The following is a 26,519-nucleotide window of genomic DNA, read 5'->3' on the forward strand; positions in this document are numbered from 1 at the left end:
CGACGCGCAGGGTCGACTGCGCTGGCGATGACCGCCTGTGCACCTGTCTGAGGTGCGGCCTGATTCGTCGGAGCTGCTGCCATGGACGATCCCCCTTCGGGTCTCGGAAGAACACAGCGTCGCCGTTGACACTCCTTGAGATTCTGCCAGACGAGCCCTTTGACCCCGGTCACACTTGCGTCACGACACGCCCGGCTGTATCTGCACGTCGAGGCGACGACCGCGCGCCTCGCCCGGCTTCGTGTCGAGGCCCGCCCCCGCACCCCTCAAACCACGAGACTGCATCTCGCTGACGAGACCGGTGCAGCGTGCAACCGACTTGTCAGCGAGATGCAGTCTCGCGAGGGAACGCCGCAACCCTGAGCGGCGCACGTGCGCCCGCGTTCAGCCGCGCGGCGTCACAGCCACTTCGAGGTCAGGTGCTCCGACGAGATGCGGCGGAGGGTTCCCGAGGCACCGCGCAGCACGACGCTCTCGGTGTAGATGAAGTCGCCATCGCGACGGACTCCCTGCACGAGCTGACCGTCGGTCACGCCCGTGGCGACGAAGATCGTGTTCTTGCCCTTCACCAGGCCATCGGCCTCATACACCTGGCCGTCGACGTCGAGGCCGGCATCCCGACCCTTCTCCTTCTCGTCGTCGGTCCGCGGGGCGAGCACACCCTGGATGTGGCCACCCAGCGCCTTGATCGCGCACGCGGTGACGATGCCCTCGGGGCTTCCGCCGATGCCGACACACATGTCGGTGCGGGCGTTGTGGCGGGCGGCGTTGATGCCACCGGCGACGTCGCCGTCGCTCATCAGGCGCGTACCGGCCCCGGCTTCGCGGATGTCGGCGATCAGCTTCTCGTGACGCGGGCGGTTCAGCACCGAGACGACGAGCTCGTCGACAGGCTTACCGAGGGCCTTCGCGAGCAGGCGGATGTTCTCCCCGATCGGGAGGCGGATGTCGACGACGCCGACACCGGCGGGACCCGTGACGAGCTTGTCCATGTAGAAGACGCTCGAGGCGTCGAGCATCGTGCCCTGGTCCGACACGGCGATGACCGAGAGGGCGTTCTGGCGGCCCGCGGCCGTGAGCGAGGTGCCGTCGATCGGGTCGACGGCCACGTCGCACTGGGGTCCGCGACCGCTGCCGACGCGCTCCCCGTTGTAGAGCATGGGGGCGTTGTCCTTCTCGCCCTCACCGATGACGATCGTGCCGTCGAAGTTGACGGTGCTGAAGAACGCGCGCATCGCGTCGACGGCCGCACCGTCGGCGGCCTCCTTGTCGCCTCGACCGATGAAGGGGACGGCGCGGATGGATGCAGCCTCCGTCGCCCTCACCAACTCCAGAGCCAGGTTGCGGTCGGGGTGCAAAGGGCTCATGTCGGCAGTCAGGCTCACCATGGGGTCACTGTATCCAGCCGAGGGAAGACAATCCCCGGTTTTGAGCGCATGTGCAACGAAGGAATCGCGGTTCTTAACGAAACAGCAGAAGTGCCGCGTTCCTGCCGCGCCCGCACCGTCACGATCGGGCGGCTTCGCTAGAGTGACCGTTGTCCCGACAACGACCAAGGAGCACCTCCATGCCCGTCGCTTCCCCTGAGCAGTACGCCGACATGCTGGACCGCGCGAAGGCCGGCGGCTTCGCGTATCCCGCGATCAACGTCTCGAGCTCGCAGACCATCAACTCGGTGCTCCAGGGCCTGACCGAGGCCGGCTCCGACGGCATCCTGCAGGTCACCACCGGCGGTGCCGACTACTTCGCCGGCCACACCGTCAAGGCCCGCGCCACCGGCGCCCTCGCCTTCGCGAAGTACGTGACCGAGGTCGCGAAGAACTACCCCATCACCGTCGCCCTGCACACCGACCACTGCCCCAAGGACGCCCTGCCCGGCTTCGTCCTGCCGCTGCTCGAGGCCTCCGAAGAAGAGGTCAAGGCGGGCCGCAACCCGATCTTCCAGTCGCACATGTGGGACGGCTCGGCCGTTCCCCTCGACGAGAACATCGACATCGCCGCAGAGCTCCTCCCCCGCATGAAGAACATCAACGCCATCCTCGAAATCGAGGTCGGCGTGGTCGGCGGCGAAGAAGACGGCGTGCAGCACGAGGGCTCGAACGAGGCCCTGTACACCACGGTCGCCGACGTGACCAAGGCCGTCGAGCGCCTCGGCCTCGGCGAGAACGGCCGCTACATCTCGGCCCTCACCTTCGGCAACGTGCACGGCGTGTACAAGCCCGGTGGCGTCAAGCTCCGCCCTGAGCTGCTCGGTGAGATCCAGGAGGGCATCGCCGCCAAGTTCGGCACCGGCCCCAAGCCCCTCGACCTCGTCTTCCACGGCGGCAGCGGCTCGACCGACGAAGAGATCGCCCTCGCGGTCGCCAACGGCGTCGTGAAGATGAACATCGACACCGACACCCAGTACGCCTTCACGCGCTCGATCGCGGGCTACATGTTCTCGAACTACGAGGGCGTGCTCAAGCTCGACGGCGAGGTCGGCAACAAGAAGCAGTACGACCCGCGCGCGTGGGGCAAGGTCGCCGAGTCGGCTATGGCCGTCCGCGTCGTCGAGGCCACGAAGCAGCTCGGCTCGTACGGCCAGTCCAAGAGCTGACACCTCGTCATCCCTCGAACGCCCCGGCTCTCACGCCGGGGCGTTCGTCGTTTCCGGATGCCGCGCCCCGGTCCCCCGCCGCACGCGTCGGCGTCCGCCGTACGCGCGCCCCTCGAGCATCGAGACTGCATCTCGCTGACAATCCGGCGTCAGCCTGCAGCGGACTCGTCAGCGAGTTGCAGTCTCGCGCCACCGCCGAGGCAGAACGGCCCGCGATCGAACAGCCACCCCAGGGTGTGCCGCCAAAAAGCCCCGCCGTCGCGAACAGCGCACGATCGGCAGGGCAGCCCTCAGCTGCGGTAGACCTCGAGCACCGTCGGCGCATCCGCGGGAGATGACAGCACCTCGATGGCATCCCCCGCCCGCACCTCGCCGGCGCGGCGCACGCGCAGGTAGGCGCCGAGGCGTCCCTCGTCGGAGAAGCGTTTGACCCATCCCCGCGAGGCGGATCCGCCCACCCAGCGCGCGAAGGTCGCGCACGGCGTGCGGGGCATCGTCACCTCCACCTCGACGGTGTCGCCGATGCGCCAGATCTCCCCGATACGGGCGCCGTTGACGTCGAGCCCCTCGACCCGCAGGTTCTCGCCGAACCACCCGGGGTGCAGTTCGCGGCCGAGCTCGCCCTCCCAGAACGACGCGTCGTCCTGCGCGTAGGCGTACACGGCCTTGTCGGGTCCGCCGTGGTGCTTACGGCTGGCCTGCACGTCTGCGCGGACGCCGAGCTTGCCGACGCGTACGGCTCCGTCGACGGGACGCTTGTCGATCGCGGTGACGCCGATCGATCCGGCATCCGGATGCAATTCATGGACGGCGCAGACGGCGACGAGACGGGGCATGCGTCGATGCTAAACCGTCCGCTCAAGGCCGCCGTCACGCCCCCGCCACGCCGCGGCACGTGTCAGGGCGTGGCGAACTCGTGCCGCATGACCACGCGGTCGCCGTCGAGGGTGCGGATCTCGACGGCGCCGATGTCGGTGGTCGCCAGATCGGTGCCCGCGCTCAGCTCGGTCGTCGAGCCGGGGTCGGCCCTCCAGGTCGAGAGCACGCTGGTCGCGCCCGACCCGTCGGTGATCGCCAAGGCGTAGGGCCATCCTCCGGGCGGGGCGTCGAGCACCTCTCCGGTGTACTCGCACACGAGGTCGATCCGCGTGCCCCAGGGCGCCGAGGTCAGCCGCACCGATGCCTCGAGCGGCGCTCCCGCGATGTCGTCCAGCGCGTAGACGGTGCCCGCCGACTGCTGCGCCGAGCTCGTGATCGCCACCACGCTCGGCACGGCCACGCCGATGAGGGCGACGGATGCCGCGAGCACCCACACCGTCCTCCGCCGCGCCCTGCGTCGCTTGGCCGTCTCGACGACGCGTCCGCGCAGCGCGGGGTTGGGGGTCGCGAGCGGCACCGGACCGGTCGAGGCGTCGAGGGCGCGGGCGCGGTCGGCCGACAGGCGCGACAGCAGTCCTGCCGTCGGTGCGAGCTCTCCGACGGCGGCGCGGCACTCCGCGCACTCCGCGAGATGGGCTTCGTACTCGGCTCGGTCGCTCGCCGACAGCGCGCCCAGAACGTAGGCGCCGTCCCACGACGACAGTCGATCGTGTTCGTGGCTCATCGGGTCACCCCTCTCTCCTGCAGGGCGAGCCTCAGTGCTCGCACCGCGTAATGCAATCGCGACTTGACGGTGCCGGCCGGGATGCCGAGTTCTTCCGCCGCTTGCGCGACGCTGCGCCCGCCGTAGTAGGCGCTGACGATGACCGCGCGGTGATCCGGGGTCAGGGTCGCGAGGGCCTCCTCGACCAGGAGCGCATCGAACATGGCATCCGTGTCGTCGTCACGCACCCTTTCGGGCAGCTCGTCGACCGAGTGCTCGTGGCGCCGACGGGCGCTGCGGGCCTCGTCGATGACGATGTTGCGCGCGACGGTGTACATCCACGACCGCAGCGACGCGGGGTCGTCCGCCATCACCTTGGGTGTGCGCCACGCGCGCAGGAGGGTCTCCTGAACCACGTCGTCGGCTCCCGCGTGGTCACCGGTCAGGCTGACGACGTAGCGCCAGACGGGCGTCGCGTGCGCGTCGTAGAGCGCTGTCAACTGCGCGTGTTCGTCTCGCATCGCGGCATCCCCTCTCCCTCGTTCACAGGGGACACGGAATGCCGGGCCCGACGGTTCAGCTCGGGACGGTGTTCACGATCGCCGACATGAACTGCGGGTCGCCGACGAGGGCGATGGTGACGCAGATGCCGGCGATGAGTGCGGTCACGACGAATCCGACCAGCGGGATCCAGAAGGCGAGGCGGCCGCGCTTCATGCGGCGCCAGGTGAGCACCGCGGTGGCGAGCCACCCGATGCCGTACACGGCCGCTGCCGCGGCGCCCCAGACGTAACCGGCCGACAGGTTGGTGAAGGTCGCCTCGACGCCCAGCATGCGCGCGCCGGTCTCGGCGTACTCGGGGAAGTTCAGCAATTGGATGATCGTCGTGACCACCGAGAACAGGCCGTAGAAGAGCAGACCGAACGTGACGATGCGATCGACGCGGGCCCCGCGCGTGGTCGGAACGGGGAAGCCCGCGGCGGCCGGTTGCGCCGCGCGCGCGGGCTCGGGGGTGGGGGCGGGCTGCGGGGCGACGCCGGCGTCGAGCGCCTCGGTCACCTCGGGTCGCTGGATGCGGGCGCGCTGTTCCTCGGGTGTGGCGTACTCACCGAACTGCGGACGCGGGCGCGATCCGACCTCGGCCGGGCGTGCATCGCCGCGCGAGGAATCGTCGCTCACGCGTGCCCCCGACCGCCGAGCGCGCGGCTGTCGCGCTTGCCCGAGGCATCCTGACGCAGCTCCTTGGGCAGCGAGAAGATCAAGTCCTCCTCGGCCGTGCGCACCTCTTCGACGTCGCGGTAACCGGCGCCGGCGAGCTCTTCGAGCACCTCGGTCACGAGCACCTCGGGCACCGACGCGCCGCTGGTGACGCCGACGGTCTCGACGCCCTCGAGCCACTCCTGCTTGACCTCGTCGACGTAGTCGACGCGGTAGGCGGCCTTCGCGCCGTGCTCGAGGGCGACCTCGACCAGGCGCACGCTGTTCGAACTGTTCGCCGAACCCACCACGATCACGAGGTCGGCGCCGACGGCCACCTTTTTGATCGCGACCTGGCGGTTCTGGGTGGCGTAGCAGATGTCGTCGGAGGGCGGATCCTGCAGCTCGGGGAAGCGCTCGCGCAGGCGCCGCACGGTCTCCATCGTCTCGTCGACCGACAGCGTGGTCTGAGAGAGCCACACGACCTTCGACGGGTCGCGCACCTCGATGGTGTCGGCGTGGGCGGGCGAGTTCACGACGGTGACGTGCTCGGGAGCCTCGCCGGCGGTGCCCTCGACCTCTTCGTGGCCCTCGTGGCCGATCAGCAGGATCTCGAAGTCATCACGGGCGAAGCGCACGGCCTCGCGGTGCACCTTGGTCACGAGGGGGCACGTGGCGTCGATCGCCTGCAGGCCGCGGTCGGAGGCGGCGGAAACGACGGCCGGCGACACCCCGTGGGCGCTGAAGACGACGTGGGCGCCCGAGGGGACCTCGTCGACCTCCTCGACGAAGATCGCGCCCTTCTTCTCGAGCTCGGTCACAACGTGGATGTTGTGCACGATCTGCTTGCGCACGTAGACCGGGGCGCCGTAGCGTTCGAGCGCCTTCTCGACGGCGATGACGGCACGGTCGACGCCGGCGCAGTAGCCGCGGGGTGCTGCGAGCAGCACCTTCTTCTTGCCCTGGACGGGGACGTCCTGAAGCCGTCCGCGTCGACCCGGGATGCGGGGAACGGGCAGGTGCACGGCAGGTGAGCTCACCCCTCGATTCTACGGGGGCGCCCCTGGGCACCGGCCGAACCCGCCCGGCGCGACCGGTCCGGATAGCATGGGACCTTCCCCTCCCGAGAGACGTCCGGCTCTCGCGGCCCCCGCCGACGGCGTGCATCCCAGCGAGTGACATGACCTCTTTCCAGCCCGAGACCGTTCCGGGTCAGGCGCCGCCCGCCGACAGCGTGCACCCGCGCGACTCCTCCACCGACGCCCCCACCTCGGTGTCGCGGCTGAACGACACGATCCGCGGTTTCATCGAGCGCTGGGGATCGGTCTGGGTCGAGGGCGAGATCACCTCGTTCAACCGCCGCGGCGGCAACGTGTTCGGGCGATTGAAAGACCTCGGCACCGAGTCGACGGTGGCGTTCCGCATCTGGTCGAGCACCCTCAACCGGCTGCCGAGAGACCTCAAGGTCGGCGACCACGTCGTCGCGTGCGTGAAGGCCGACTACTTCCCGCGCACCGGCGACTTCTCGTTCGCGATCTCGGCGATGCGGCACGTGGGCCTCGGCGAACAGCTCGAGCGCCTCGAGCGCCTGCGCGTGCAGCTGCGTTCGGAGGGCCTGTTCGACCCCGTGCGCAAGAAGAAGCTGCCGTTCCTCCCCCACTGCATCGGTCTCATCACGGGCGAGAACTCGGATGCCGAGAAAGACGTGCACCGCAACGCCGAGCTGCGGTGGCCCCGGGTGAGCTTCCGCACGCGGCACGCCGCCGTGCAGGGTGATCGCTGCGTTCCCGAGACGATCGCGGCATTGAAGGCGCTGGATGCCGACCCCGAGGTCGACGTCATCATCATCGCCCGCGGCGGCGGCGACCCGCAGACCCTGCTCGGCTTCAGCGACGAGCGACTGCTGCGAGCGGTGGCCGCGGCATCCACCCCGATCGTCAGCGCCATCGGCCACGAGAACGACCGCCCCCTGCTCGACGAGGTCGCCGACGTGCGCGCGTCCACCCCCACCGACGCGGCCAAGCGCGTGGTCCCCGACGTCAGCGAGCAGCGCGCTCTCGTGTCGCAGCTGCGCGCGCGCCTGACCGGCCGCCTCACCCAGCGGGTGCTGCACGACATCGCCCAGCTCGAGCAGGTCCGCTCCCGCCCGGCGCTGCGCACCCCGCACACCATGCTCACCTCTCGCGCGCAGGAGCTGTGGATGCTCTCGAACCGCGGTCGCGACATCGTCGACCGTCGCATCGAGACCGGGCAGCGCCGCACGAGCGAGCTCGGCGCGGCCCTGCGCGCGCTCTCGCCCGTGGCCACGCTGGCTCGCGGCTACGCGATCGCGCAGCTCGACGACGGCTCGGTCGTGCGCGACGCCGCCCAGGCTCCCGCCGGTGCGGCCCTGCGCCTCACGGTCGAGAACGGCACGCTCGCCGCCCGGTCCGAGGGAGCGGTGCCCGACGTGGTGCCGCACGGGACGACGGATGCCGCACCCCGGTCGAACGCCGAGGGCACGGCATCCGGAAACACTCCCCTCGACGCCGAGTCAATCGGCGACGGCCCGTCGGAGGGTCGCGCCTAGAATGGACGACATGACCGCGACGACCCCCGGCTCCGCCGCCGACGTCGCCACCCTCTCGTTCGAGCAGGCCCGCGACGAACTCGTGCGCGTCGTCGCCGAGCTCGAACAGGGCGCACCCACGCTCGAGGAGTCCCTGGCTCTGTGGGAGCGCGGCGAGAAGCTCTACGCCCGCTGCGAAGAGTGGCTGCTCGGCGCCAAGCGGCGGCTCGACGCCGCGCGCGGCGAGGGAGACGACTGATGGCCCGCGTCGTCGCGCACCTCGGCCGCCCCGAGACCCCGCAAGAGACCGCCGACCGCAAGGCGGAGTTCTCGGCGCGCTACCGCAACAGCAAGACGTTCAAGAACCTCATCGCCGCGATCCTCGTGACCGTCGCGGTGGTCTTCGTCGTGGTGGCCGGCGTGCCCCGCGGCGAGCCGGTGGCCCAGCCCCAGCCCGATGTTCCCGCTCTCGCGGCCGGCATCGAGAGCGACCTCGGTCGTCCCGTCCTGACGCCGTCGCTCGGCGACGGCTGGCGCGTCAACCAGGCGAGCACCGAGGGCGTCGGAGGCACCGAGGCGTGGACCATGGTCTACGTGCGCGAGGGCGAGTCGGGCTTCCTCCGCGTCGCCCAGGGCTTCGACGCCGACGAGGCATGGGTCGGCCAGGTGCTCGACGGCACCCGCAGCACCGAGACCACCGAAGTCGGCGGCATCACCTGGAACGTCTACCGCCCGTCCAACCCCTCGGGCACGGGCAACATCGACTACGCGCTCGCCACCCCCGCCGGGCCCGACTACGTGCTCGTCTACGGCGACGCCGCACCCGAAACGGCCGCCCTCGCGGCGGCATCCGTCACATCCCAGATCGAGCAGTTGAGAGAGGTCCCGTGAGCGAGCGCATGACCCCCCGTCAGGTGTGGCAGCAGATGGTGGAGGGCAACAAGCGCTTCATCGCGGGCGAACCCGCCCACCCCCGCCAAGACGTCGAGCGCCGCGCCGAGCTGGCCTCCTCGCAGCACCCGAGCGCCGCCCTCTTCGGCTGCGCCGACTCGCGCCTGGCCGCGGAGATCATCTTCGACGAGGGTCTGGGCGACCTCTTCGTCGTGCGCAACGCCGGCCAGGTCATCTCCGACTCGGTGATCGGCAGCCTCGAGTACGCCGTCGGCGTGCTCGAAGTCCCGCTCATCGTCGTGCTCGCGCACGACGCGTGCGGAGCGGTCGGCGCGGCGATCGAGAGCACCGGCGCCGACGCCCCCACGCTCCCCCCGTACATCTGGCGGCAGATCGCGCCCATCGTGCCCGCCGTGCGCCGCGTGCAGCGAGAGAACGTCGTCGACGGCCACCTGCCCGAGCGCGTCGACCCCGAGCTCGTCGGCCGTGAGCACCTGCGCCACACCGTGGCCGACCTACTGCGCGCCTCCGAACTGATCAGCGAAGCCGTGGCCGAGGGCCGCACCGCCGTGGTCGGAGCGAACTACCGCCTCGACGAGGGTGAAGCCGTCCCCGTCGTCATCGTGGGCGACGTAGAAGACCCCCGCATCTGAGAACCGAACGAACGACCTGGAGGAACGACGACGTGACCGACATCGAGTACCGCATCGAACACGACACCATGGGTGAGGTGCGGGTGCCCAAAGACGCGCTCTACGCCGCGCAGACCCAGCGCGCGGTGGAGAACTTCCCGATCTCGGGGAAGGGGCTCGAGTCGACGCAGATCGCCGCCCTCGCGCGCATCAAGAAGGCCGCGGCCCTCGCCAACAAGGAGCTCGGCACGCTCGACGGTGAGATCGCGGATGCCATCGCCCAAGCCGCCGACGAGGTCGTCGCCGGAACGCACGACGCGCACTTCCCGGTCGACACCTACCAGACCGGTAGCGGCACCTCGTCGAACATGAACATGAACGAGGTGCTCGCGACCCTCGCCACCCGCATCCTCGGCGACACCGTTCACCCCAACGACCACGTCAACGCCTCGCAGTCGTCGAACGACGTCTTCCCGACCTCGGTGCACATCGCCGTCACCCAGGCGCTGATCACCGACCTCATCCCGGCGCTGCAGCACCTCTCGACCGCCCTCGAGACCAAGGCCGACGCCTGGAAGGGCATCGTGAAGTCGGGTCGCACCCACCTCATGGACGCCACCCCCGTCACCCTCGGCCAGGAGTTCGGCGGCTACGCCCGCCAGATGCGCCTCGGCATCGAGCGCGTCGAGGCCGTCCTCCCCCGCGTCGGAGAGGTCCCCCTCGGCGGCACGGCCGTGGGTACCGGCATCAACACCCCGCTCGGCTTCCCGCAGAAGGTCATCGAGCTGCTCGCGGCCGAGACCCAGCTACCGATCACCGAGGCGAAGGACCACTTCGAGGCCCAGGCCAACCGCGACGGCCTCGTCGAGGCATCCGGAGCCCTCCGCACCATCGCGGTGTCCCTGACCAAGATCAACAACGACATCCGTTGGATGGGCTCGGGGCCCAACACCGGTCTCGGCGAGTTGCACATCCCCGACCTGCAGCCCGGCTCCTCGATCATGCCCGGCAAGGTCAACCCGGTCGTCCCCGAGGCCACGCTCATGGTGTGCGCCCGCGTGATCGGCAACGACGCCACCGTCGCCTGGGCCGGCGCCTCGGGGTCGTTCGAGCTCAACGTCGCGATCCCCGTGATGGGCACCGCGCTGCTCGAGTCGATCCGCCTGCTCTCCAACGCCATGCGCGTGCTCGCCGACAAGACCATCGACGGCCTCGAGGCCAACGTGGCGCGCGCCGAGGCGTTCGCCGGCATGTCGCCCTCGATCGTCACCCCGCTCAACAAGGTCATCGGTTACGAGGCCGCGGCGAAGATCGCGAAGCACTCCGTCGCCAAGGGCATCACGGTGCGCGAGGCCGTCATCGACCTCGGCTACGTCGAGCGCGGCGAGATCACCGAAGAGGTGCTCGACGCCAAGCTCGACCTGCTGTCGATGACGCACCCGGGCTGAGCCGCCCCCGCACGATCACGACGCCGAGGCGCGCCATAATCGAAGGATGAGCCCCGCGACGAGACCTCTCTCGACGCGGGTGCGACTCCTCGCCGCGATCCTCGGCGTCGTGCTGCTCGGGCTGATCCTGGCCGGTGGCGCGACCTTCCTCGTGCAGAGCGAACGCGTCGTCCAGAACGCCCAACGCCAGCTCGACGGGTTCGTCGCGACGGTGTCGTCGAACGGAGGCAACGCGGTCGCGCTCGCCTCGGCGGCGATCCCCGGTCGCAGCGACGGCACGGTCGCCCTCGTCGACGGACGGGTGCTGGCCTCGACGCCCTCACCTCCCGGTCTCGACGTCGCGGGCGACGCCGCCCTGGTCTCGTCGCTGTCCGCGGCCATCGCCGACGGAGAGCTCTCGGGGCGGGTCGACAGCAGCCACGGTCCGATGATGTACGCCGCGGTGCCCGTGACCGACGGCGTGGTCGTGCAGCTGATCTCGATCGACCAGCGCATGGAGCTCGTGACCCTCTCCACCGCCAGCTACGCCGTGACGGGCGCCGTCGTCCTCGTGCTCGTGGCCGTCGCCGGGTGGTTCGTCATCGGGCGGTTGTTCTCGCCCTTGAAGCGCCTGCGCGACACCGCCGACGCCATCACGATCGACCGCATGGGCGACCGCCTGCGCGCCCACGGCAACGACGAGATCTCCGACCTCGCCACCTCCGTCAACTCGATGCTCGACCGCCTCGCGATGTCGGTCGATGCGCAACGCCAGCTGCTCGACGACGTGCGGCACGAGCTGAAGACCCCCATCACCATCGTGCGCGGTCACCTCGAGATGATGGATCCCGCCGATCCGCACGACGCGGCCGAGACGCGAGAGCTCGGCATCGCCGAGCTCGACCGGCTGACGCGCCTCGTCGACGACATCGACGCGCTCGCCGACGTCGAGACCGACGCTCTGGCGGCCGAGGTCATCGACGTCTCCGCGCTGACCGACCGCGTCGCCGAGCTCGCGGGCGCGATCCCCCATCACCCCTGGTCCGTCGCGCACCGTGCGCGCGTGCGCATCCTCGGCGACACCGACCGCATCGTCCAGGCGTGGCTGCAGCTCGCCGACAACGCGGCCAAGTACACCCCCGCCGGCTCCCCCGTCGAGATCGGCAGCACCGCCGACGACACCACGGCCTATCTCTGGGTGCGCGACCACGGCCCCGGCATCCCTCCCGCCGCCCGCCACCGCGTGTTCCGCCGGTTCGACCGGTTGTCGACGCGCCGCGGTGTCGACGGCTCGGGCCTCGGCCTGTCGATCGTGGACGCCATCGCGAAAGCTCACGACGGCCGCTGCTCCGTCTCCGACACCCCCGGCGGCGGCGCGACGGTCACACTTCACATCCCCGTCACCGGCGTCCGCGCCTCGGCCGCCCTGCCCACCCCGGTGCGCGCGGGCGACGTCGTGCTGCAGAGAGAGGCCACCGGATGACCCGCATCCTCATCGCCGAAGACGAAGAGCGCATCTCGGCCTTCGTCGCGAAGGGACTCGAGGCGGCCGGCTATCAGACCCTGATCGTCGACGACGGCGCCGAAGCCCTCGACACCGCCCTGTCGGGATCGTGCGACCTCGTGCTCCTCGACGTGGGACTGCCGACGATGGACGGCTTCGAGGTCTTGCGGAGCCTGCGCGGGCAGGGGGCGACGATCCCCGTCATCATGCTGACCGCGCGTACGAGTACCCGTGACACCGTGGACGGGCTCGATGCGGGGGCCAACGACTACGTGGCGAAGCCCTTCAAGTTCGACGAGCTGCTGGCGCGCGTGCGCCTGCGGTTGCGCGAGCCGGTGACGGTCGGGGTCGCGACCCTCGCCCACGGCGAGGTCACGCTCGACGTGCTCGGTCGGCGCGCGACCGTCGGCTCGCGCGAGGTCGATCTGAGTGCCCGCGAGTTCGCCCTCGCCGAGGAGTTCGTGCGTCACGCGGGGCAGGTGCTCAGCCGGGAGCAGTTGCTGAGTCGCGTGTGGAGCATGGACTTCGACCCCAACTCCAACGTCGTCGACGTCTACGTGCGCTACCTGCGGGCAAAGATCGGCGCGGCCCACATCGTCACCGTCCGCGGGGCCGGCTACCGCTGGGAGTGACGGCGGAAACCCGAAAACCCCCGGTGGGGGAACCGGGGGCTCAGGGAGATGCGTCCGGTGGTCTTCCGACTCACCCGAAAAGCGGTGACCTGCGCGTGACGCTCTCGTTCCAGGGGATCCGCCGAGGCGGCGGCGGGGTGTTCCCCGCCTGTGCTTCCACCCTGACGGGCGTTCGTGAGATCGCGGGGAGTCGCAGATGAGAACCCTCTCATCTACGGACATCGGCACCGGCCGGCGCACCGCGGGGTGACGAGGGATTTTTCGGATGCCGCGGCGCCCGACATCAGCTCCCCGTCGGCCCCCGCACGACGAAGGGCCGGGACACCGCGGCATCCCGGCCCTCCTCGATCTCGTCAGGACAGCTCGCCGGCCTCCAGCAGCTCGGTCACGAGCGCGGCGATGGCCGAGCGCTCCGAGCGCGTGAGGGTGACGTGCCCGAACAGGCCGTGGCCTTTCAGCGTCTCGATCACCGAGGCGACGCCGTCGTGCCGACCGACCCGCAGGTTGTCGCGCTGGCCCACGTCGTGCGTCAGCACCACGCGGGAGTTCTGGCCGATGCGGCTCAGCACGGTGAGCAGCACGTTGCGCTCGAGGGACTGCGCCTCGTCGACGATCACGAACGCGTCGTGCAGCGATCGGCCGCGGATGTGGGTCAGGGGCAGCACCTCGAGCAGGCCGCGAGCCAGCACCTCCTCGAGGACGTTGCCCGAGACCACCGACCCGAGCGTGTCGAAGACGGCCTGTCCCCAGGGCCCCATCTTCTCGGCCTGGTCGCCGGGGAGGTAGCCGAGCTCCTGACCGCCCACGGCGAACAGGGGGCGGAACACGATGATCTTCTTCTGCTGCTGGCGCTCGAGCACGGCCTCGAGCGCCGCGCAGAGGGCGAGGGCCGACTTGCCGGTGCCGGCGCGACCGCCGAGCGACACGATCCCGACCTCGGGGTCGAGGAGCAGGTCGAGCGCGATGCGCTGCTCGGCGGAGCGGCCGTGCAGTCCGAAGGCGTCGCGGTCGCCGCGCACGAGGCGGTACTCCCCCTTGCCGGTCACGCGACCCAGGGCCGACCCCCGCTCGGAGTGGATCACGAGGCCGGTGTTTACCGGCAGGCCCGCCACGGCGGGGCTCACCCCGACCTCGGTCTCGTACAGGTCCGAGATCTCGTCGCCCGAGAGGTCGATCGTGGTGATGCCGGTCCAGCCCGAATCCATCGCCTGCTCGGCGAGGTATTCCTCGGTGCTGAGACCGAGCGACGCCGCCTTGACGCGCATCGGCAGGTCTTTCGACACGACGGTGACCTCGGCGCCGTCCTTGGCGATGTTCATCGCGACCGCGAGGATGCGGCTGTCGTTGCCGCCGGTGCGCATGCCCGAGGGCAGCACGGAGGGGTCGGTGTTGTTCAGCTCGACGCGCAGCGTGCCGTCGTCTCCGACGGGCACGGGGAAGTCGAGGCGGCCGTGCTCGATGCGGAGTTCGTCGAGGTGGCGCAGGGCCTGTCGCGCGAAATAGCCGATCTCGGGGTCGTGACGTTTGCCCTCGAGTTCCATGATTACCACGACGGGGATCACCACGGAGTTCTCCGCGAAGCGGAAGAACGCCCGGGGGTCGCTCAGCAGGACGGAGGTGTCCAGGACGTACGTGCGCAGGGCCTGATCGGCTCCGGCTTCGGACTCGGTGCTCTCGACGACGTGACGCTGGTCGTACGGTGCTCGTGCAGTCACAACCCACTCCCGACCCGGGTGTTTCACCCGGTTTTCACGAGTCGACCTGTGGGTCACGAGTCGCGATCCGAAGGTCGACTCGACCGGACTCCGTGTCCGATGTGATCACCGTACGACTCCGCGACACCCTCGAGGGTCGTTAACACGCCGCGAATGTGACGAGTTCGTGAACAGCGCGTTCACGCGTCTCGCAGCCGTGAAGTAGTTCACCGGATGCCGCTCGGGCACCCGTGCGCGCGACCGGGCGGCCGGCCGGGTGGGTGCTACTGACCGAACCGGCGGTCGCGCGCCGCGAAGTCGCGGATGGCGCGGAGGAAGTCCACCTCGCGCAGGTCGGGGCCGAGAGCCTCGACGAAATAGAACTCCGAGTGGGCCGACTGCCACAGCAGGAAGTCGCTGAGCCGCTGCTCCCCCGACGTGCGGATCACGAGGTCGGGGTCCGCCTGGCCACCGGTGTAGAGGTGCTCGCCGATCTGCTCGGGGGTGAGACTCGCGGCGAGCTCTTCGAGCGACCCGCCCGACTCGTCGTGCTTGACGATGATCGAGCGCACGGCATCCACGATCTCGCTCCGCCCGCCGTAGCCGACGGCGAGGTTGACGTGCAGACCCTTGTGGCCGCGGGTGCGCTCCGTCGCCTCGTGCAGCACTTCGGCGAGCTCGGGCGGCAGGCCCTCGGCGCGACCGACGTGCTGGACCCGCCAGTTCGGCTCGCGCGAAAGCTCTCCCGCGAGCTGCGCGATGATCTCGAGCAGCTCCTGCAGTTCTTTGCTGTCGCGCTTGACGAGGTTGTCGTTGGAGAGCAGGTAGAGCGACACGACCTCGATGCCGAGGTCGTCGCACCAGCGCAGGAACTCGTGCATCTTCGCGGCACCCGCGCGGTGACCGTGCGCGGCGCTGTCGTAGCCGAGCTGGCGCGCCCAGCGACGATTGCCGTCGATCATCATCGCGACGTGGTGCGGCACGGTGGTCGGCATGCGCCGGCGCAGGCGCGAGATGTAGAGACGGTAGAGGGGACCCCGCCCCTCGTTCTTCCGCTCGCGCGCCACCCGCCTACGCTACCGCGTCGAGGCCTTCCCCTCGTATCCCGGGTGGTCGATTCCTGGGGGAAGGGTGAGCATCGGTTCATGTTCCCTGCGGCGCATGGGAGCAGACGTAATCTCGGAAGGGTGACGAGTTCCACCCCGGCCGACGGCCCCGACATGCCCCAGCTCCCCCTCCTCGAAGCGGGGGCCCTCGGCGCGCAGAAGGACATGAAGCCGACCTGGCGCGGATGGATCCACGCCGGCACGTTCCCCGTCGCGATCGTCGCCGGCATCGTCCTGATCGCCCTCGCCCAGGGCACGCCCGCCAAGTGGGCCGCAGCAGTGTTCATGGTGACGTCGATGCTGCTGTTCGGCAACTCGGCGCTCTACCACCGCTTCACCTGGAAGCCGAAGATGCTGGCCGTGCTCAAGCGCATCGACCACGCCAACATCTTCCTGCTGATCGCCGGCACGTACACCCCGCTGGCGGTCCTGGCCCTACCGACCCCCAAGACCACGCTGCTGCTGTCGATCGTGTGGGGTGGGGCGATCCTCGGCATCCTGTTCCGCGTCTTCTGGATCAACGCGCCGCGCTGGCTCTACGTCGCGCTGTACCTCGCGCTCGGCTGGGCCGCCGTGATGTACCTCGGCGACCTGCTCGCAGCGAACGTGGCGATGATGGTGCTGGTCGTCGTCGGCGGCCTGCTCTACACGGCCGGGGCGATCGTCTACGCCCTCAAGAAGCCCAACCCATGGCCGGGGCACTTCGGGTTCCACGAGATCTTCCACGTGTGCACCGTGCTGGCGTTCCTCTGCCACTGGACGGCGTGCCTGCTCATCTCGCTCGCCCCCGCGTACCACGGGGGCTGATCCCGCCCCGCGTCACGCGTGAGTTCGTCGCGTGCGGACCACCCGAGCGGCGCGCCGCGGCGACTCGTACGGCGACAGCGGTTCCGGATGCCGGGGACCCCGGCAACGACTCAGCTGCGAGGAGCGGCCGGGTCGATGTCCTGGTCGTCGACCGTGCTGGCATTCTCGGCGGCGCGGGCCTGCTCTTCCGCATCCAGCTCGGCGTTCACTTCCTCGCGGTAACGGCCGCGGCGGATGCGGCGCAGCATGTCCCACACGAGCAGGAAGACCGCGACGCCGATGAAGGCGATCGCGGCGAAGCCGAGCGGCCCGGGCGTGACGATCGACTCGTCGGGGGTGACGACCGGGGAGGGTGTGGTCGCGAGAGCGACGATCACGGGAAGCATGGAGTCCTTCGGTCCGGGCGGAAGCGCGTAGCCTGGAACTCCAGCCTAAAGCCCGGAGAGACCATGACGACGCAAGCCCTGCTCGATGACCGCTACGGGCGCACGCGCTCCCCGCGGCGCCGCATCCTGGGCTGGACGATCGTCGCGGTCCTGGCACTGAGCGCGATCGGCTACCTCGGGTGGACGACCTTCGCCAGCAGCGCCGCTTCGGTCACCGCGACCGACACCGGGTTCACCGTCGAGAACGACAAGTCCGTGTCGGCCACGTTCCAGATCACCGGCCCTGCCGGACAACCTGTCGCCTGCGCCCTCGAAGCCCGCGACGAAGACCACGGCACCGTGGGCTGGCGGGTCGTGGAGTACCCGGCATCCGAGGATCACACCCGCGCCTTCACCGAGACGATTCCCACGCTCTCCCTGGCGACGACAGGTTTTGTCAACGCTTGCTGGGTACCGTAAACTCGTAGGTCAGGAAGCGCCCCGGCTCGATGCCGGGGCGTTCGACATATCCCCCGCCGACGGCCCGAAAACGCATCGCCGTCTGCGCCTCGACGAAGGAGTACCCGTGTCCAACGACGCTCAGGTGACGTTCCTCACGCAAGACGCCTACGACCGCCTCCACAACGAGCTCGAGCACCTCTCTACGACGGGTCGCGAAGAGATCGCCAAGCGCATCGAGGTCGCACGCGAAGAGGGAGACCTCAAGGAGAACGGCGGCTACCACGCCGCCAAAGACGAGCAGGGCAAGCAGGAAGCCCGCATCCGCACCCTCCAGCAGCTGCTCAAAGACGCCAAGGTCGGCGAGGCCCCCGAGAGCCACGGCGTGGTCGAGTCGGGCACCGTCGTGACGGCGATCGTCGCCGGCGGCGAAGAGAAGTTCCTGCTCGGCAACCGCGAGATCGCCGCGAATTCCGAGCTCGACGTCTACAGCGAGGCGTCCCCCCTCGGTGCCGCCATCATGGGGCTCAAAGAGGGCGACAAGGGTTCGTACACCGCGCCCAACGGCAAAGAGATCTCGGTCGAGGTCGTGAAGGTCGAGACCTACTCGGGTCAGTGACCCGCTGACTCCTCGCGAGCCGCTCCCCCGTCGTCGGGTGGGCGGCTCGCGACGTTTCCGCGGACTCTACGGTTTGGGGCGGATTCCGCCGCTCGGGGCGGATGATTCTCGCCCCGAACGGAGAAATGCGCCCCAAACCTCGCGCGACGCGCGACAACGACCGCGCCCTCCAGCGCACGCCCGCCACGTTCCCGCACAGCCCGCGAAGCGCGCCCGCGTCAGAACCGGACCCGACCGGCCCGGCGCTGGATGCTCAGTTCGGAACGACGGTCGCGATGAACCCGGCGTCTTCGAGCGTCTGAATCACGAGGGCGCGGTGCTCCTCGCCGCGCGTCTCGACGCTCAGCTGCAGGATGACCTCGCTGATCTGCAGGCCCTGCCCGTGGCGCGTGTGCAGCACCTCGATGACGTTCGCGCCGACGCCGGCGAGCAGCTCCGACACGCGGGCCAGCTGCCCGGGGCGGTCGGGAAGCGGGATGCGCAGCGACATGTAGCGACCAGATGCCGAGAGCCCGTGCGCCACGACGCGCTGCAGCAGCAGCGGGTCGATGTTGCCGCCCGAGAGGATCGTGACCGTGGGGCCACTGGCCTTCACCTTGCCGGCGAGGATCGCGGCCACACCGACGGCTCCCGCGGGTTCGACGACCTGCTTGGCGCGCTCGAGCAGAACGAGCAGCGCTCGCGCGATGTCGTCCTCGGTCACGGTGACGACCTTGTCGACGTACTGGCGGATGAGTTCGAACGGCAGGTCGCCCGGGCGGGCGACGGCGATGCCGTCGGCGATCGTCGGCGTCGTCTCGACCTGCATCGGATACCCCGCGGCGAGCGATGACGGGTAGGCCGCGGAATTGTGCGCCTGCACGCCGATCACGCGCACCGTCCGCCCCTCGGCGGCTGCGCGGGCCTTGACCGCCGCAGCGACGCCCGCGGCGAGGCCTCCCCCGCCGATCCCGACGATCACGGTCTCGAGGTCGGGCATGTCTTCGACGAGCTCGAGTCCGAGCGTTCCCTGGCCCACGATGATGTCGCGGTGGTCGAAGGGGTGGATCAGCACGGCGCCCGTGCGCTCGGCGAACTCCGCCGCGAGGCGCAGGGGCGTCTCGACGGTCGCGCCCTCGAGGATGACCTCGGCGCCGTACCCCCGCGTCGCCAGCAGCTTGGGCACGGGAACGCCCAACGGCATGAAGATCGTCGCCGAGATGCCCAGCTGCTGCGCGGCCAGGGCGACCCCCTGCGCGTGATTGCCGGCGGATGCCGCGACCACGCCGCGCGCGCGCTCCTCGGTGGACAGCCGCGAAAGGCGGTAGCTCGCCCCGCGGATCTTGAACGACCCCGTACGCTGCAGGTTCTCGAGCTTGAGGTTGACCGGCACGCCGAGGAGCTCGGTCAGGTGCAGGGACTCGTCGAGCGGCGTGCGCGTGATGATGCCGCGCAGATTCTGCGCGGCATCTTCGAACTCGGCCAGAGTGGGAGTGTCGTTCATGATCTCCTTCCGCGCTCGCGCGGGACGGTCCGCCAGATGAGATCCGGGGAAGCGAGGGGGTCGCCGGTGCGCTGCCAGGCCTTGGTGCTGAGGTACACGGCCACGACGTTGACGAACGCCGCCAGGGGCACCGCGAACAGGGCGCCGGCGATCCCGCCGACCATCGCCCCACCGGCGACGACGAGCACGACGGCGAGGGGGTGCACCTTCACGGCGGAGCCCATGAGGATCGGCTGCAGGATGTGGCTCTCGATCTGCTGCACGGCCAGCACGACGATGAGCATGAACAGGGCGATCAGCGGGCCGTTGTAGACCAGGGCGATGAAGACGGCGAGGGCCCCGGTGGCGACAGCACCCACGAACGGGATGAACGCGCCGAGGAACACCAGGACGGCGATGGGGATCGACAGCGGCACGCCGAGCAGGAAGGCGCCGAGGCCGATGCCGATCGCGTCGATCGTGGCGACGAGGAGCTGCGTGCGCGCGTAGCTCTTCACGGTGCGCCAGCCCGCGCGACCGGCGCCGTCGACGGCGGGACGCGCGACACGGGGGAACAACCGGGTCGTCCAGCGCCAGATGCCGCCGCCGTCGGCAAGAAGGCAGAGCAGGATGAACAGCGTCAGCAGCACGCCCGTGCCGACGTGGCCGATCGTCGTGCCGATGGCCAGCGCGCCGGTCCAGAGCACTTCGGCCTGTTGCTGCAGGAACGTGCCCGCCTGTCGCAGGCCGTCGTCGATCTGCTGGGCGCTCAAGTGCAGCGGGCCGTCGATGAGGTACTGGCGGAACTGCGTGACGGCCTCGACGGTGCGCTGACGGACCGAGCCGAACTCGCGGGTGATCTGCCAGACGGCCAGCCACACGAGGCCCGAGATCACGGCGATCGTGCCCAGGACCGTGACGACGATGGCCAGCCACTTCGGCCACCGATGGCGCAGCAGGAACGAGAAGGCCGGCCACACCAGCGCGGTGATGAGCACCGCGATGAGAAGCGGCACGACCAGCAGCTTCAGCTGGATGACCACGAACACCACGACGGCGAGAGCAGCGGCGATGACGAGCAGACGCCACGCGTAGGCGGTCGCTTGGCGCAGTGCCGGCGGCACCGGAGGTTGCAGGTCGCTCGAGACGGTGCGCCGCTTGAGGGCGTCGAGGAACGATCCGCGAGGTTCGGGATCGGTGCCGCTCATCCCGTCAGCCTACCGCCGCCCTCCGAGGTGGATCGCCGAGCATGTCGGAGGTCGCCGATACGGTGACAGACATGACCACGACGCTCCGCCGCGCCGATGCGCGCCGCATCGCCCTGGCCGCTCAGGGCTTCGCCCGCCCCCGGCCCGACGCCGTCGGCACGCGTCAGATCACCGGCGCCCTGCACCGCATGCGCATCCTGCAGATCGACTCGGTCAACGTCTTCTCGCGCTCGCACTACATGCCGTTGTTCGCACGCCTCGGGGCGTACGACACCGCTCTGCTCGACAAGCTCGCCTTCGCCCGTCGTCCGTCGTGGGTGGAGTCGTGGGCGCACGTCGCCTCGCTGGTGTCGGTCGACGACTGGCCGCTGCTGCAATTCCGGCGCGACGACCTGCGAGCCAAGTACGGGCACGACGCCTGGGCCGAGGCCAACCAGCCCCTGCTGCAGTGGCTGCGCGACGAACTGGCCGATCGCGGGCCCCTGCGTCCGGCCGAGATCGATCACGACGCGCGCAGCGGATCACGTGGCTCCTGGTGGGGCTGGGACGACGTCAAGAACGGCTTGGAACGCCTGTGGCTGTTCGGCGAGGTCGCCATCGCGGGGCGCCGCGGCTTCGAGCGGCGCTACGCCCTGGCATCCGACGTCCTCCCCGCCTCCGTCCTCGACACGGCGGTCCCCCGCGGCGAGGCCATCCGCGAGCTCGTCCGGCGCGCCGCCGTGGCGTACGGCGTGGCCACGGCATCCGACCTCGCCGACTACTGGCGCATCCGAGACCGTCCCGCCGTGCTCGCCGGCATCCGCGATCTCGTCGACAGCGGCGAGCTCCTGCCTGTCGAGGTCGACGGGTGGCGCATCGCCGGACGCCCGGCGAAGGCGTGGCTGCACCGCGACGCCGCCCGCCCGCGACGCATCGATGCGGCGGCGATCCTCACCCCCTTCGACCCGGTGGTGTGGTTCCGCGATCGCGCCGAGAGGCTGTTCGACTTCGACTACCGCATCGAGATCTACACGCCCGCGCCCCAGCGCCGGTTCGGCTACTACTCGCTGCCCGTGCTCGTCGGCGACGACGTCGTGGGCCGTATCGATCTGAAGGCCGATCGCGCCGACAGCGCCTTGCGCGTGCAGTCGGCCTGGTGGGAGCCCGGAGCACCGCCCGAGGCCGCGGATCGCGTCGCGGCCGAACTGCGCACGGCCGCCCGTTGGCAGGGCCTCGAACACGTCACCGTGTCGCGCTGGGGCGACGCGGCCGACCAGATCGCCGTGGCACTGCGCGCCGACCGGCACGATCACCCCGACGGGCGCACCAACTGAAACGCGCCCCCTCTGCCGAAGCGGAGGGGGCGCGTGAGATCAGAACTGCACGCGTGGCGGTTCCGAGATGGCGGCGCCGTCGACCACCTCGAAGAACTCGCGCTCGTGGAAGCCGAGCTGGCGCGCGAAGAGGTTGTTGGGGAACACCTTGATCTTGGTGTTCAGCTCGCGGACACCGCCGTTGTAGAACCGGCGCGACGCCTGGATCTTGTCTTCGGTGTCGACGATCGAGTGCTGCAGCTGCAGGAAGTTCTGGCTGGCCTGCAGCTGCGGGTACGCCTCGGCGACCGCGAACAGCGACTTCAGCGCCTGCTGCATGTGCCCCTCGGCGACACCGGCCTCAGCGGGGCTCTGCGCCGAGAGCGTCTCGGCGCGCGCTCGCGTGACGTTCTCGAAGACGGCCTTCTCGTGGGCGGCGTAGCCCTTCACCGTCTCGATGAGGTTGGGCAGCAGGTCGGCGCGCCGCTTCAGCTGGACGGTGATGTCGCTCCACGCTTCGTCCACGCGCACGTTGAGCGCGACGAGGGCGTTGTAGGTGGCCCACAGGTAGATGCCGGCGATCACCAGAATGCCGACGATCACGATGACCGGTACGAGCCACTCCCACATAAGTCCCCACACTCCGTTCGAGAGATTGCCCTTCAGTGTAACCGCGGGGTGACGACGGTTACGGAGCAGGGTGAGGACTCCCAGGCGATGCGGAGAGCGCTGTATCGTTCGCGTACCCCCGGTGGGACTCGAACCCACACTGAAGCGATTTTAAGTCGCCTGCCTCTGCCATTGGGCTACGGGGGCCCGTGCTCCACCGTATCGCGGGCGGCCATGCGCCCGCCGTCCTGCGGACCGCACCCTCGACACGCCGCTCCCGGACGCGACCGCTCGGCGTGTCCCCCACGGCATCCGCACGACGGCCCCGCCACCCCGCACCCCGCGCCACCCGCCGTCCCGCGGACCGCACCCCCGACACGTCGAAGCAGGATGCAACCGCCTGGCGTGTCCCCCACGGCATCCGCACGACGGCCCCGCCACCCCGCACACCGCTCCACCCGCCGTCCTGCGGACCGCACCCCCGACACGCCGCTCCCGGACGCGACCGCCCGGCGTGTCCCCCACCGCATCCGCACCACGGCACGACCACGTCGCCCGCGGCATCCGGAAACGACGAGACCCCCGCACCCACAGGGGCACGGGGGTCTCGAGCGTGCGAGAGATTACTTCGCGGCGACGGGCTCGGCCTTCTTGTCGGCCGGGGCTGCGGCCGGCGCGGGAGCGTCGGCGGCGGGAGCGGCCGGACGCGGGCGCGCGGCGAACTCCTCGAACGCGGCGCGCGGCTTCTGCACGGCCTCGAGGTTGACGACCTCGCGGCCGTGGAAGAAGTTCTGGATCCAGTCGCCGATCACGCGGAACTTGCGCTCCCACGTGGGCATGGCCAGGCCGTGGTAACCGCGGTGGGCGAACCAGGCGATCAGACCCGTGAGGGCGATGTTGCCCGACTGGAACGCACCGTTGTAGAGACCCAGGCCCGCGACGGCGCCGAGGTTCTTGTGGTTGTACTCCTTGGGCTGCTCGCCGCGCAGCACCGCCACGATGTTCTTCGCCATGAGCTTGCCCTGACGCACAGCGTGCTGGGCGTTGGGGACGCAGAAGCCGCCCACGCCACCACCCGAGAGGTCGGGGACGGCCGAGACGTCACCGGCGGCCCAGGCACCCTCGACGATCTCGTCTTCGGTGCCGACGCGCAGGTCGGGGCGGGTGCGGATGCGACCGCGCTCCTCGACGGGCAGGTCGCTCCCGCGCACGACGGTCGGGTTGGCCATGACGCCTGCCGTCCAGATGATGAGGTCGGTGGGCAGCTGCTCACCGGTCGACAGCTCGATGACACCGTCGACGGCGCCCTTGACCTGCGTGTCGAGGTGCACGAACGCACCCTTCTTCGCGAGGTCGGCGAGTACCCACTCGCTCGTCTTCTGCGACACCTCGGGCATGATGCGGCCCATGGCCTCGATGAGGTGGAAGTGCGTGTCTTCGAACGCCAGCGTCGGGTAGAACTTCAGCAGCGACGAGGCGTACGCGCGCAGCTCGGCGAAGACCTCGATGCCAGCGAAGCCACCGCCGACGACGACGACGGTCAGCAGACGGTCGCGCTCAGGACCGGCGGGCAGCACCGACGCCTTGTCGAAGTTCGAGGTGAGGCGGTCGCGGATGGCCACGGCCTCTTCGATCGTCTTGAGGCCGATCGCGTTGTCGGCGATGCCCGGGATCGGGAAGGTGCGCGAGACGGCGCCGGCGGTCACGACGATCTGGTCGTAGCTCTGCGTGAAGGTCTCGTCGCCCTCGATCGGGGTGATGGTCGCGGTCTTCGAGGCGTGCTCGATGCCGGTGACCTTGCCCGCGATGACCGTGGTGCGCTTGAGGTGGCGGCGCAGACCCACGACGACGTGGCGCGGCTCGATCTCGCCGGCTGCGACCTCGGGGAGGAACGGCTGGTACGTCATGTACGGCAGCGGGTCGACGAGGGTGACCTCGGCCTCGCCGCGGCCGAGGAGCTTCTCGAGCTTCCAGGCGGTGTAGAAACCTGCGTAGCCCCCACCGACGATGAGGATTCTGGGCACGGTAGTTGTCACGATGGGAGGGACTCCTCGTTTGTGGTGCGGCTCGGCTCGCGGGAGATGCGCGCCTGTCGAATTCGCCGGGCAGCAGCAGTGACGCCGAGCGCAATCATTATAGCCGCGACGGTGGCACCCGCGAGCGGCAACGATCCGTAGAGAACGCTATCGCGCGAGGGCAGCAGAGGCGAACCGGCGGCGGGCGCCGCCTCCACGGGAGGCAGGGCTGGGATGACGACGGGCGACGACGTCGGCTCGGGCGCGGGCTCGGTGTCGGCCCGACGGTAGAGGCGGATCCACTCCTTGAGGCTGCCGAGGGGGTTCTCAGTGACGCTCGGCACGCGCGCCGAGACCGCCGCAGCGGCATCCACGAGCCCGTACCCGTACAGCTTGTCGGGCACCGACGAGGCGCCGTTGGCGGGCTTCGCGGTCTCGATCAGCCGGGCGAGCACGTTGTTCGCGTCGAGGTCGGGATGCGCCGACCGCACGAGCGCGGCGATGCCGGCCACGATCGGGGCCGCGCCGCTCGTGCCGTTCCACCCGACGAGCGTCCCGTCTGCCGAGACGCCCACGAGTCGCTCGCTGGGGGCCGACAGTCCGATCGTGATGCCCTGGGTCGATGCGTCGTTGCTCGCGACGCCGTTGGGATCGACGCCGCCCACGGCGAGCACGCCCGGGATCGTGGCGGGGGCACCGACCCGGTCGGTCCCGCTCCCCCGGTTGCCGGCGGCGACCACGACGACGACGTCGTGATCGAAGGCGTACTCGAACGCGGTGTCCCAGCTGGTGTCCCAGTCGAGGGTGTTGGTGGTGAGCGAGAGGTTGATGATCGTCGCGCCGTTGTCGACCGCCCAGCGCATGGCGTCGGCGATCTGCTCGGTGAAGGGCTTGGCGGTCGAGTTGCCGAAGCCGACCGAGATCGACAGCAGCTCGGCCTCCGGCGCGACGCCGATCATGCCGCGGCCGTTGCCGGTGCCGCGCGAGGCGGCGAGCGAGGCGACCCAGCTGCCGTGGTTGGAGTCCACCGCGCCGACCGGGGCGCGCCCGTCGGCTGCGCCGACCCCCGACACATCGGTGCCGCCGACGACGGCCCCGCTGAACTCGGCGGGTCCCCGGCCGATTCCGGTGTCGATGATCGCGATCTTCTGGCCCGCGCCGCGCGTGGTCTTCCACGCCTCGCGCACGCCGTACTGGTCGAGCCAGTACTCCGAGGCGCGCACCGAGTCGGTCGGGTCTTCGGGCACCGGGTTGGCCGGTGCCGGTGCGGGCGTCGCCGTCGCACCCGTCAGCACCGCCACGAGGATGACGGATGCCAGGGCTGCGGCGACCCGCTTCATCCGCCCGCCCCGGGGCTCTCGCAGGCGCAGCGCTCGGGCGACCAGGTACCGCGGGCGAGCGCGCGGTCGCCGATCGGATTGACCCCCGGGCCGGCCGCGAGCGCGTGCCCCGCAAGGGCGTGCAGGCACTTCACGCGAGTGGGCATTCCGCCGGCGGAGATGCCCGCGATCTCTTCGGGCTCGCCGTAGGCGGCGCGATCGCGCAGGTAGGCCTCGTGCGCACGAAGGTACGCCGCCTGAAGCTCTTCGTCTTCGTCGAGCTCGTCGGAGAACTCCTTCATGACGTGGCCCGCTTCGAGCACCGACATCGCGGCCGTCGCGGCCGGGTGCGTCAGGTAGTAGAAGGTGGGGAACGGGCTGCCGTCGTCGAGCCGCGGCGAGGTCGCGACCACCGTCGGGTTGCCGCACACGCACCGCGCGGCGATGCCCACCACTCCGCGCGGGACGCGCCCCAGCTGCGCCTGCAGCACGGCGAGGTCGGCGTCGGAAGCGGGGGGAAGCGTTGCGGTACTCATCGCTCTCAGGGTACCCGGG

The 26,519-nt window shown here is 70.2% G+C and carries 27 protein-coding genes and 1 tRNA gene; 12 read left to right on the forward strand and 16 right to left on the reverse strand.

Going from position 1 to position 26,519, the window contains the following annotated elements; all coding sequences use genetic code 11:
- Window positions 1-398: 398 nt before the first annotated feature.
- The gene (gene glpX, locus RWH43_RS09400) at window positions 399-1,388 is read right to left on the reverse strand and encodes a class II fructose-bisphosphatase (protein WP_144835263.1); all 990 of its coding nucleotides are present in this window, start codon (window positions 1,386-1,388) and stop codon (window positions 399-401) included.
- 179 nt (window positions 1,389-1,567) lie between these two features.
- Between glpX and fbaA the strand changes: the two genes are divergently transcribed.
- Window positions 1,568-2,596 (forward strand): class II fructose-bisphosphate aldolase, encoded by a 1,029-nt coding sequence (gene fbaA / locus RWH43_RS09405; RefSeq protein ID WP_144785501.1) that lies wholly within the window; start codon window positions 1,568-1,570, stop codon window positions 2,594-2,596.
- Between the two features lie 290 nt (window positions 2,597-2,886).
- On the opposite strand, the gene RWH43_RS09410 is transcribed toward fbaA, so the two are convergent.
- The 5 genes from RWH43_RS09410 to RWH43_RS09430 all read right to left on the reverse strand — a co-directional run bounded on the left by RWH43_RS09410 (window position 2,887) and on the right by RWH43_RS09430 (window position 6,415).
- Window positions 2,887-3,432, reverse strand: a complete 546-nt coding sequence (locus tag RWH43_RS09410) for an MOSC domain-containing protein (protein ID WP_144835267.1) — start codon at window positions 3,430-3,432, stop codon at window positions 2,887-2,889.
- Between the two features lie 62 nt (window positions 3,433-3,494).
- A complete protein-coding gene (locus RWH43_RS09415; RefSeq protein ID WP_154096344.1) occupies window positions 3,495-4,199 on the reverse strand; it encodes a zf-HC2 domain-containing protein in 705 nt (234 codons plus the stop codon).
- A complete protein-coding gene (locus RWH43_RS09420) occupies window positions 4,196-4,699 on the reverse strand; it encodes a sigma-70 family RNA polymerase sigma factor (protein ID WP_144835271.1) in 504 nt (167 codons plus the stop codon). The genes RWH43_RS09415 and RWH43_RS09420 overlap by 4 nt, the downstream gene beginning before the upstream one ends.
- A gap of 55 nt (window positions 4,700-4,754) precedes the next feature.
- On the reverse strand, window positions 4,755-5,357 hold the full coding sequence (locus RWH43_RS09425; protein WP_154096343.1) for a DUF6264 family protein: 603 nt from the start codon (window positions 5,355-5,357) through the stop codon (window positions 4,755-4,757).
- Complete coding sequence (locus tag RWH43_RS09430; RefSeq protein ID WP_186325601.1) at window positions 5,354-6,415, reverse strand: 4-hydroxy-3-methylbut-2-enyl diphosphate reductase; 1,062 nt, start codon at window positions 6,413-6,415, stop codon at window positions 5,354-5,356. Before RWH43_RS09430 ends, RWH43_RS09425 begins: the two co-directional genes overlap by 4 nt.
- Before the next feature lie 140 nt (window positions 6,416-6,555).
- Here RWH43_RS09430 and xseA point away from each other — a divergent pair, with 140 nt between their 5' ends.
- From xseA to RWH43_RS09465, 7 genes are read left to right on the forward strand one after another with little or no spacing between them, the layout of a single operon-like run.
- Window positions 6,556-7,944, forward strand: coding sequence for an exodeoxyribonuclease VII large subunit (gene xseA / locus RWH43_RS09435; RefSeq protein WP_154096342.1), 1,389 nt, complete (start codon window positions 6,556-6,558; stop codon window positions 7,942-7,944).
- 10 nt (window positions 7,945-7,954) lie between these two features.
- Window positions 7,955-8,182 carry an exodeoxyribonuclease VII small subunit gene (locus RWH43_RS09440; protein ID WP_144835277.1) on the forward strand — a complete coding sequence of 76 codons (228 nt, stop codon included), beginning with the start codon at window positions 7,955-7,957 and terminating at the stop codon, window positions 8,180-8,182.
- Entirely contained in the window at window positions 8,182-8,814 is a 633-nt protein-coding gene (locus RWH43_RS09445; protein WP_316001321.1) for a DUF4245 family protein, read from the forward strand. Before RWH43_RS09440 ends, RWH43_RS09445 begins: the two co-directional genes overlap by 1 nt.
- Complete coding sequence (locus RWH43_RS09450) at window positions 8,811-9,467, forward strand: carbonic anhydrase (RefSeq protein WP_437127387.1); 657 nt, start codon at window positions 8,811-8,813, stop codon at window positions 9,465-9,467. Before RWH43_RS09445 ends, RWH43_RS09450 begins: the two co-directional genes overlap by 4 nt.
- Before the next feature lie 32 nt (window positions 9,468-9,499).
- Window positions 9,500-10,894, forward strand: coding sequence for a class II fumarate hydratase (locus tag RWH43_RS09455; protein WP_316001322.1), 1,395 nt, complete (start codon window positions 9,500-9,502; stop codon window positions 10,892-10,894).
- A 46-nt stretch (window positions 10,895-10,940) separates the two neighbouring features.
- Window positions 10,941-12,356, forward strand: coding sequence for a sensor histidine kinase (locus tag RWH43_RS09460; protein ID WP_316001323.1), 1,416 nt, complete (start codon window positions 10,941-10,943; stop codon window positions 12,354-12,356).
- Window positions 12,353-13,009: a response regulator transcription factor gene (locus tag RWH43_RS09465; protein WP_144835285.1), complete on the forward strand. Its 657-nt coding sequence runs from the start codon at window positions 12,353-12,355 to the stop codon at window positions 13,007-13,009. Before RWH43_RS09460 ends, RWH43_RS09465 begins: the two co-directional genes overlap by 4 nt.
- Window positions 13,010-13,362: 353 nt before the next feature.
- Here the strand turns inward: RWH43_RS09465 and phoH2 are convergent, their stop codons facing one another.
- Both phoH2 and RWH43_RS09475 read right to left on the reverse strand, forming a co-directional pair.
- Entirely contained in the window at window positions 13,363-14,724 is a 1,362-nt protein-coding gene (gene phoH2, locus RWH43_RS09470; RefSeq protein WP_144835287.1) for an RNA 5'-3' helicase PhoH2, read from the reverse strand.
- A gap of 263 nt (window positions 14,725-14,987) precedes the next feature.
- Complete coding sequence (locus RWH43_RS09475) at window positions 14,988-15,770, reverse strand: isoprenyl transferase (protein WP_154096339.1); 783 nt, start codon at window positions 15,768-15,770, stop codon at window positions 14,988-14,990.
- Between the two features lie 153 nt (window positions 15,771-15,923).
- Between RWH43_RS09475 and trhA the strand changes: the two genes are divergently transcribed.
- Window positions 15,924-16,616: a PAQR family membrane homeostasis protein TrhA gene (trhA, locus tag RWH43_RS09480; protein WP_144835351.1), complete on the forward strand. Its 693-nt coding sequence runs from the start codon at window positions 15,924-15,926 to the stop codon at window positions 16,614-16,616.
- A 110-nt stretch (window positions 16,617-16,726) separates the two neighbouring features.
- Here the strand turns inward: trhA and RWH43_RS09485 are convergent, their stop codons facing one another.
- Window positions 16,727-17,002, reverse strand: coding sequence for a hypothetical protein (locus tag RWH43_RS09485; RefSeq protein WP_144835291.1), 276 nt, complete (start codon window positions 17,000-17,002; stop codon window positions 16,727-16,729).
- A gap of 63 nt (window positions 17,003-17,065) precedes the next feature.
- Between RWH43_RS09485 and RWH43_RS09490 the strand changes: the two genes are divergently transcribed.
- The gene (locus RWH43_RS09490; RefSeq protein WP_316001324.1) at window positions 17,066-17,461 is read left to right on the forward strand and encodes a DUF4307 domain-containing protein; all 396 of its coding nucleotides are present in this window, start codon (window positions 17,066-17,068) and stop codon (window positions 17,459-17,461) included.
- 106 nt (window positions 17,462-17,567) lie between these two features.
- Window positions 17,568-18,059: a transcription elongation factor GreA gene (gene greA, locus RWH43_RS09495; RefSeq protein ID WP_144835299.1), complete on the forward strand. Its 492-nt coding sequence runs from the start codon at window positions 17,568-17,570 to the stop codon at window positions 18,057-18,059.
- A 253-nt stretch (window positions 18,060-18,312) separates the two neighbouring features.
- On the opposite strand, the gene ilvA is transcribed toward greA, so the two are convergent.
- Together ilvA and RWH43_RS09505 are read right to left on the reverse strand one after the other, a co-directional pair.
- Window positions 18,313-19,542, reverse strand: coding sequence for a threonine ammonia-lyase (ilvA, locus tag RWH43_RS09500; protein WP_316001325.1), 1,230 nt, complete (start codon window positions 19,540-19,542; stop codon window positions 18,313-18,315).
- The gene (locus RWH43_RS09505) at window positions 19,539-20,729 is read right to left on the reverse strand and encodes an AI-2E family transporter (RefSeq protein WP_144835302.1); all 1,191 of its coding nucleotides are present in this window, start codon (window positions 20,727-20,729) and stop codon (window positions 19,539-19,541) included. Before RWH43_RS09505 ends, ilvA begins: the two co-directional genes overlap by 4 nt.
- A gap of 71 nt (window positions 20,730-20,800) precedes the next feature.
- On the opposite strand from RWH43_RS09505, the gene RWH43_RS09510 reads away from it, so the two are divergent.
- Window positions 20,801-22,042, forward strand: a complete 1,242-nt coding sequence (locus RWH43_RS09510; protein ID WP_316001326.1) for a winged helix-turn-helix domain-containing protein — start codon at window positions 20,801-20,803, stop codon at window positions 22,040-22,042.
- 39 nt (window positions 22,043-22,081) lie between these two features.
- Here the strand turns inward: RWH43_RS09510 and RWH43_RS09515 are convergent, their stop codons facing one another.
- The 5 genes from RWH43_RS09515 to RWH43_RS09535 all read right to left on the reverse strand — a co-directional run bounded on the left by RWH43_RS09515 (window position 22,082) and on the right by RWH43_RS09535 (window position 26,500).
- A complete protein-coding gene (locus RWH43_RS09515) occupies window positions 22,082-22,651 on the reverse strand; it encodes a LemA family protein (protein ID WP_144835306.1) in 570 nt (189 codons plus the stop codon).
- A 113-nt stretch (window positions 22,652-22,764) separates the two neighbouring features.
- Window positions 22,765-22,837, reverse strand: a tRNA-Leu gene (locus tag RWH43_RS09520).
- 416 nt (window positions 22,838-23,253) lie between these two features.
- The gene (locus RWH43_RS09525; protein ID WP_144835307.1) at window positions 23,254-24,654 is read right to left on the reverse strand and encodes an NAD(P)/FAD-dependent oxidoreductase; all 1,401 of its coding nucleotides are present in this window, start codon (window positions 24,652-24,654) and stop codon (window positions 23,254-23,256) included.
- Window positions 24,655-24,662: 8 nt separating this feature from the next.
- The gene (locus RWH43_RS09530) at window positions 24,663-25,985 is read right to left on the reverse strand and encodes a S8 family serine peptidase (protein ID WP_316001327.1); all 1,323 of its coding nucleotides are present in this window, start codon (window positions 25,983-25,985) and stop codon (window positions 24,663-24,665) included.
- On the reverse strand, window positions 25,982-26,500 hold the full coding sequence (locus RWH43_RS09535; protein ID WP_316001328.1) for a DUF501 domain-containing protein: 519 nt from the start codon (window positions 26,498-26,500) through the stop codon (window positions 25,982-25,984). The genes RWH43_RS09530 and RWH43_RS09535 overlap by 4 nt, the downstream gene beginning before the upstream one ends.
- Between the last annotated feature and the right edge of the window lie 19 nt (window positions 26,501-26,519).

The sequence above is a fragment of the Microbacterium algihabitans genome (assembly GCF_032464975.1).
Taxonomy (GTDB): Bacteria; Actinomycetota; Actinomycetes; order Actinomycetales; family Microbacteriaceae; genus Microbacterium; species Microbacterium algihabitans.

Bases quoted from the DNA above. Each gene is read 5' to 3' on its own strand.
- RWH43_RS09410 (WP_144835267.1), bottom strand. From the start codon at position 3,432: ATGCCCCGTCTCGTCGCCGTCTGCGCCGTCCATGAATTGCATCCGGAT.
- RWH43_RS09415 (WP_154096344.1), bottom strand. From the start codon at position 4,199: ATGAGCCACGAACACGATCGACTGTCGTCGTGGGACGGCGCCTACGTT.
- RWH43_RS09505 (WP_144835302.1), bottom strand. From the start codon at position 20,729: ATGAGCGGCACCGATCCCGAACCTCGCGGATCGTTCCTCGACGCCCTC.
- ilvA (WP_316001325.1), bottom strand. From the start codon at position 19,542: ATGAACGACACTCCCACTCTGGCCGAGTTCGAAGATGCCGCGCAGAAT.
- RWH43_RS09460 (WP_316001323.1), top strand. From the start codon at position 10,941: ATGAGCCCCGCGACGAGACCTCTCTCGACGCGGGTGCGACTCCTCGCC.
- RWH43_RS09465 (WP_144835285.1), top strand. From the start codon at position 12,353: ATGACCCGCATCCTCATCGCCGAAGACGAAGAGCGCATCTCGGCCTTC.
- RWH43_RS09420 (WP_144835271.1), bottom strand. From the start codon at position 4,699: ATGCGAGACGAACACGCGCAGTTGACAGCGCTCTACGACGCGCACGCG.
- trhA (WP_144835351.1), top strand. From the start codon at position 15,924: ATGCCCCAGCTCCCCCTCCTCGAAGCGGGGGCCCTCGGCGCGCAGAAG.
- RWH43_RS09485 (WP_144835291.1), bottom strand. From the start codon at position 17,002: ATGCTTCCCGTGATCGTCGCTCTCGCGACCACACCCTCCCCGGTCGTC.
- glpX (WP_144835263.1), bottom strand. From the start codon at position 1,388: ATGGTGAGCCTGACTGCCGACATGAGCCCTTTGCACCCCGACCGCAAC.
- RWH43_RS09515 (WP_144835306.1), bottom strand. From the start codon at position 22,651: ATGTGGGAGTGGCTCGTACCGGTCATCGTGATCGTCGGCATTCTGGTG.
- fbaA (WP_144785501.1), top strand. From the start codon at position 1,568: ATGCCCGTCGCTTCCCCTGAGCAGTACGCCGACATGCTGGACCGCGCG.
- xseA (WP_154096342.1), top strand. From the start codon at position 6,556: ATGACCTCTTTCCAGCCCGAGACCGTTCCGGGTCAGGCGCCGCCCGCC.
- RWH43_RS09510 (WP_316001326.1), top strand. From the start codon at position 20,801: ATGACCACGACGCTCCGCCGCGCCGATGCGCGCCGCATCGCCCTGGCC.
- RWH43_RS09530 (WP_316001327.1), bottom strand. From the start codon at position 25,985: ATGAAGCGGGTCGCCGCAGCCCTGGCATCCGTCATCCTCGTGGCGGTG.
- RWH43_RS09490 (WP_316001324.1), top strand. From the start codon at position 17,066: ATGACGACGCAAGCCCTGCTCGATGACCGCTACGGGCGCACGCGCTCC.
- RWH43_RS09535 (WP_316001328.1), bottom strand. From the start codon at position 26,500: ATGAGTACCGCAACGCTTCCCCCCGCTTCCGACGCCGACCTCGCCGTG.
- RWH43_RS09445 (WP_316001321.1), top strand. From the start codon at position 8,182: ATGGCCCGCGTCGTCGCGCACCTCGGCCGCCCCGAGACCCCGCAAGAG.
- RWH43_RS09440 (WP_144835277.1), top strand. From the start codon at position 7,955: ATGACCGCGACGACCCCCGGCTCCGCCGCCGACGTCGCCACCCTCTCG.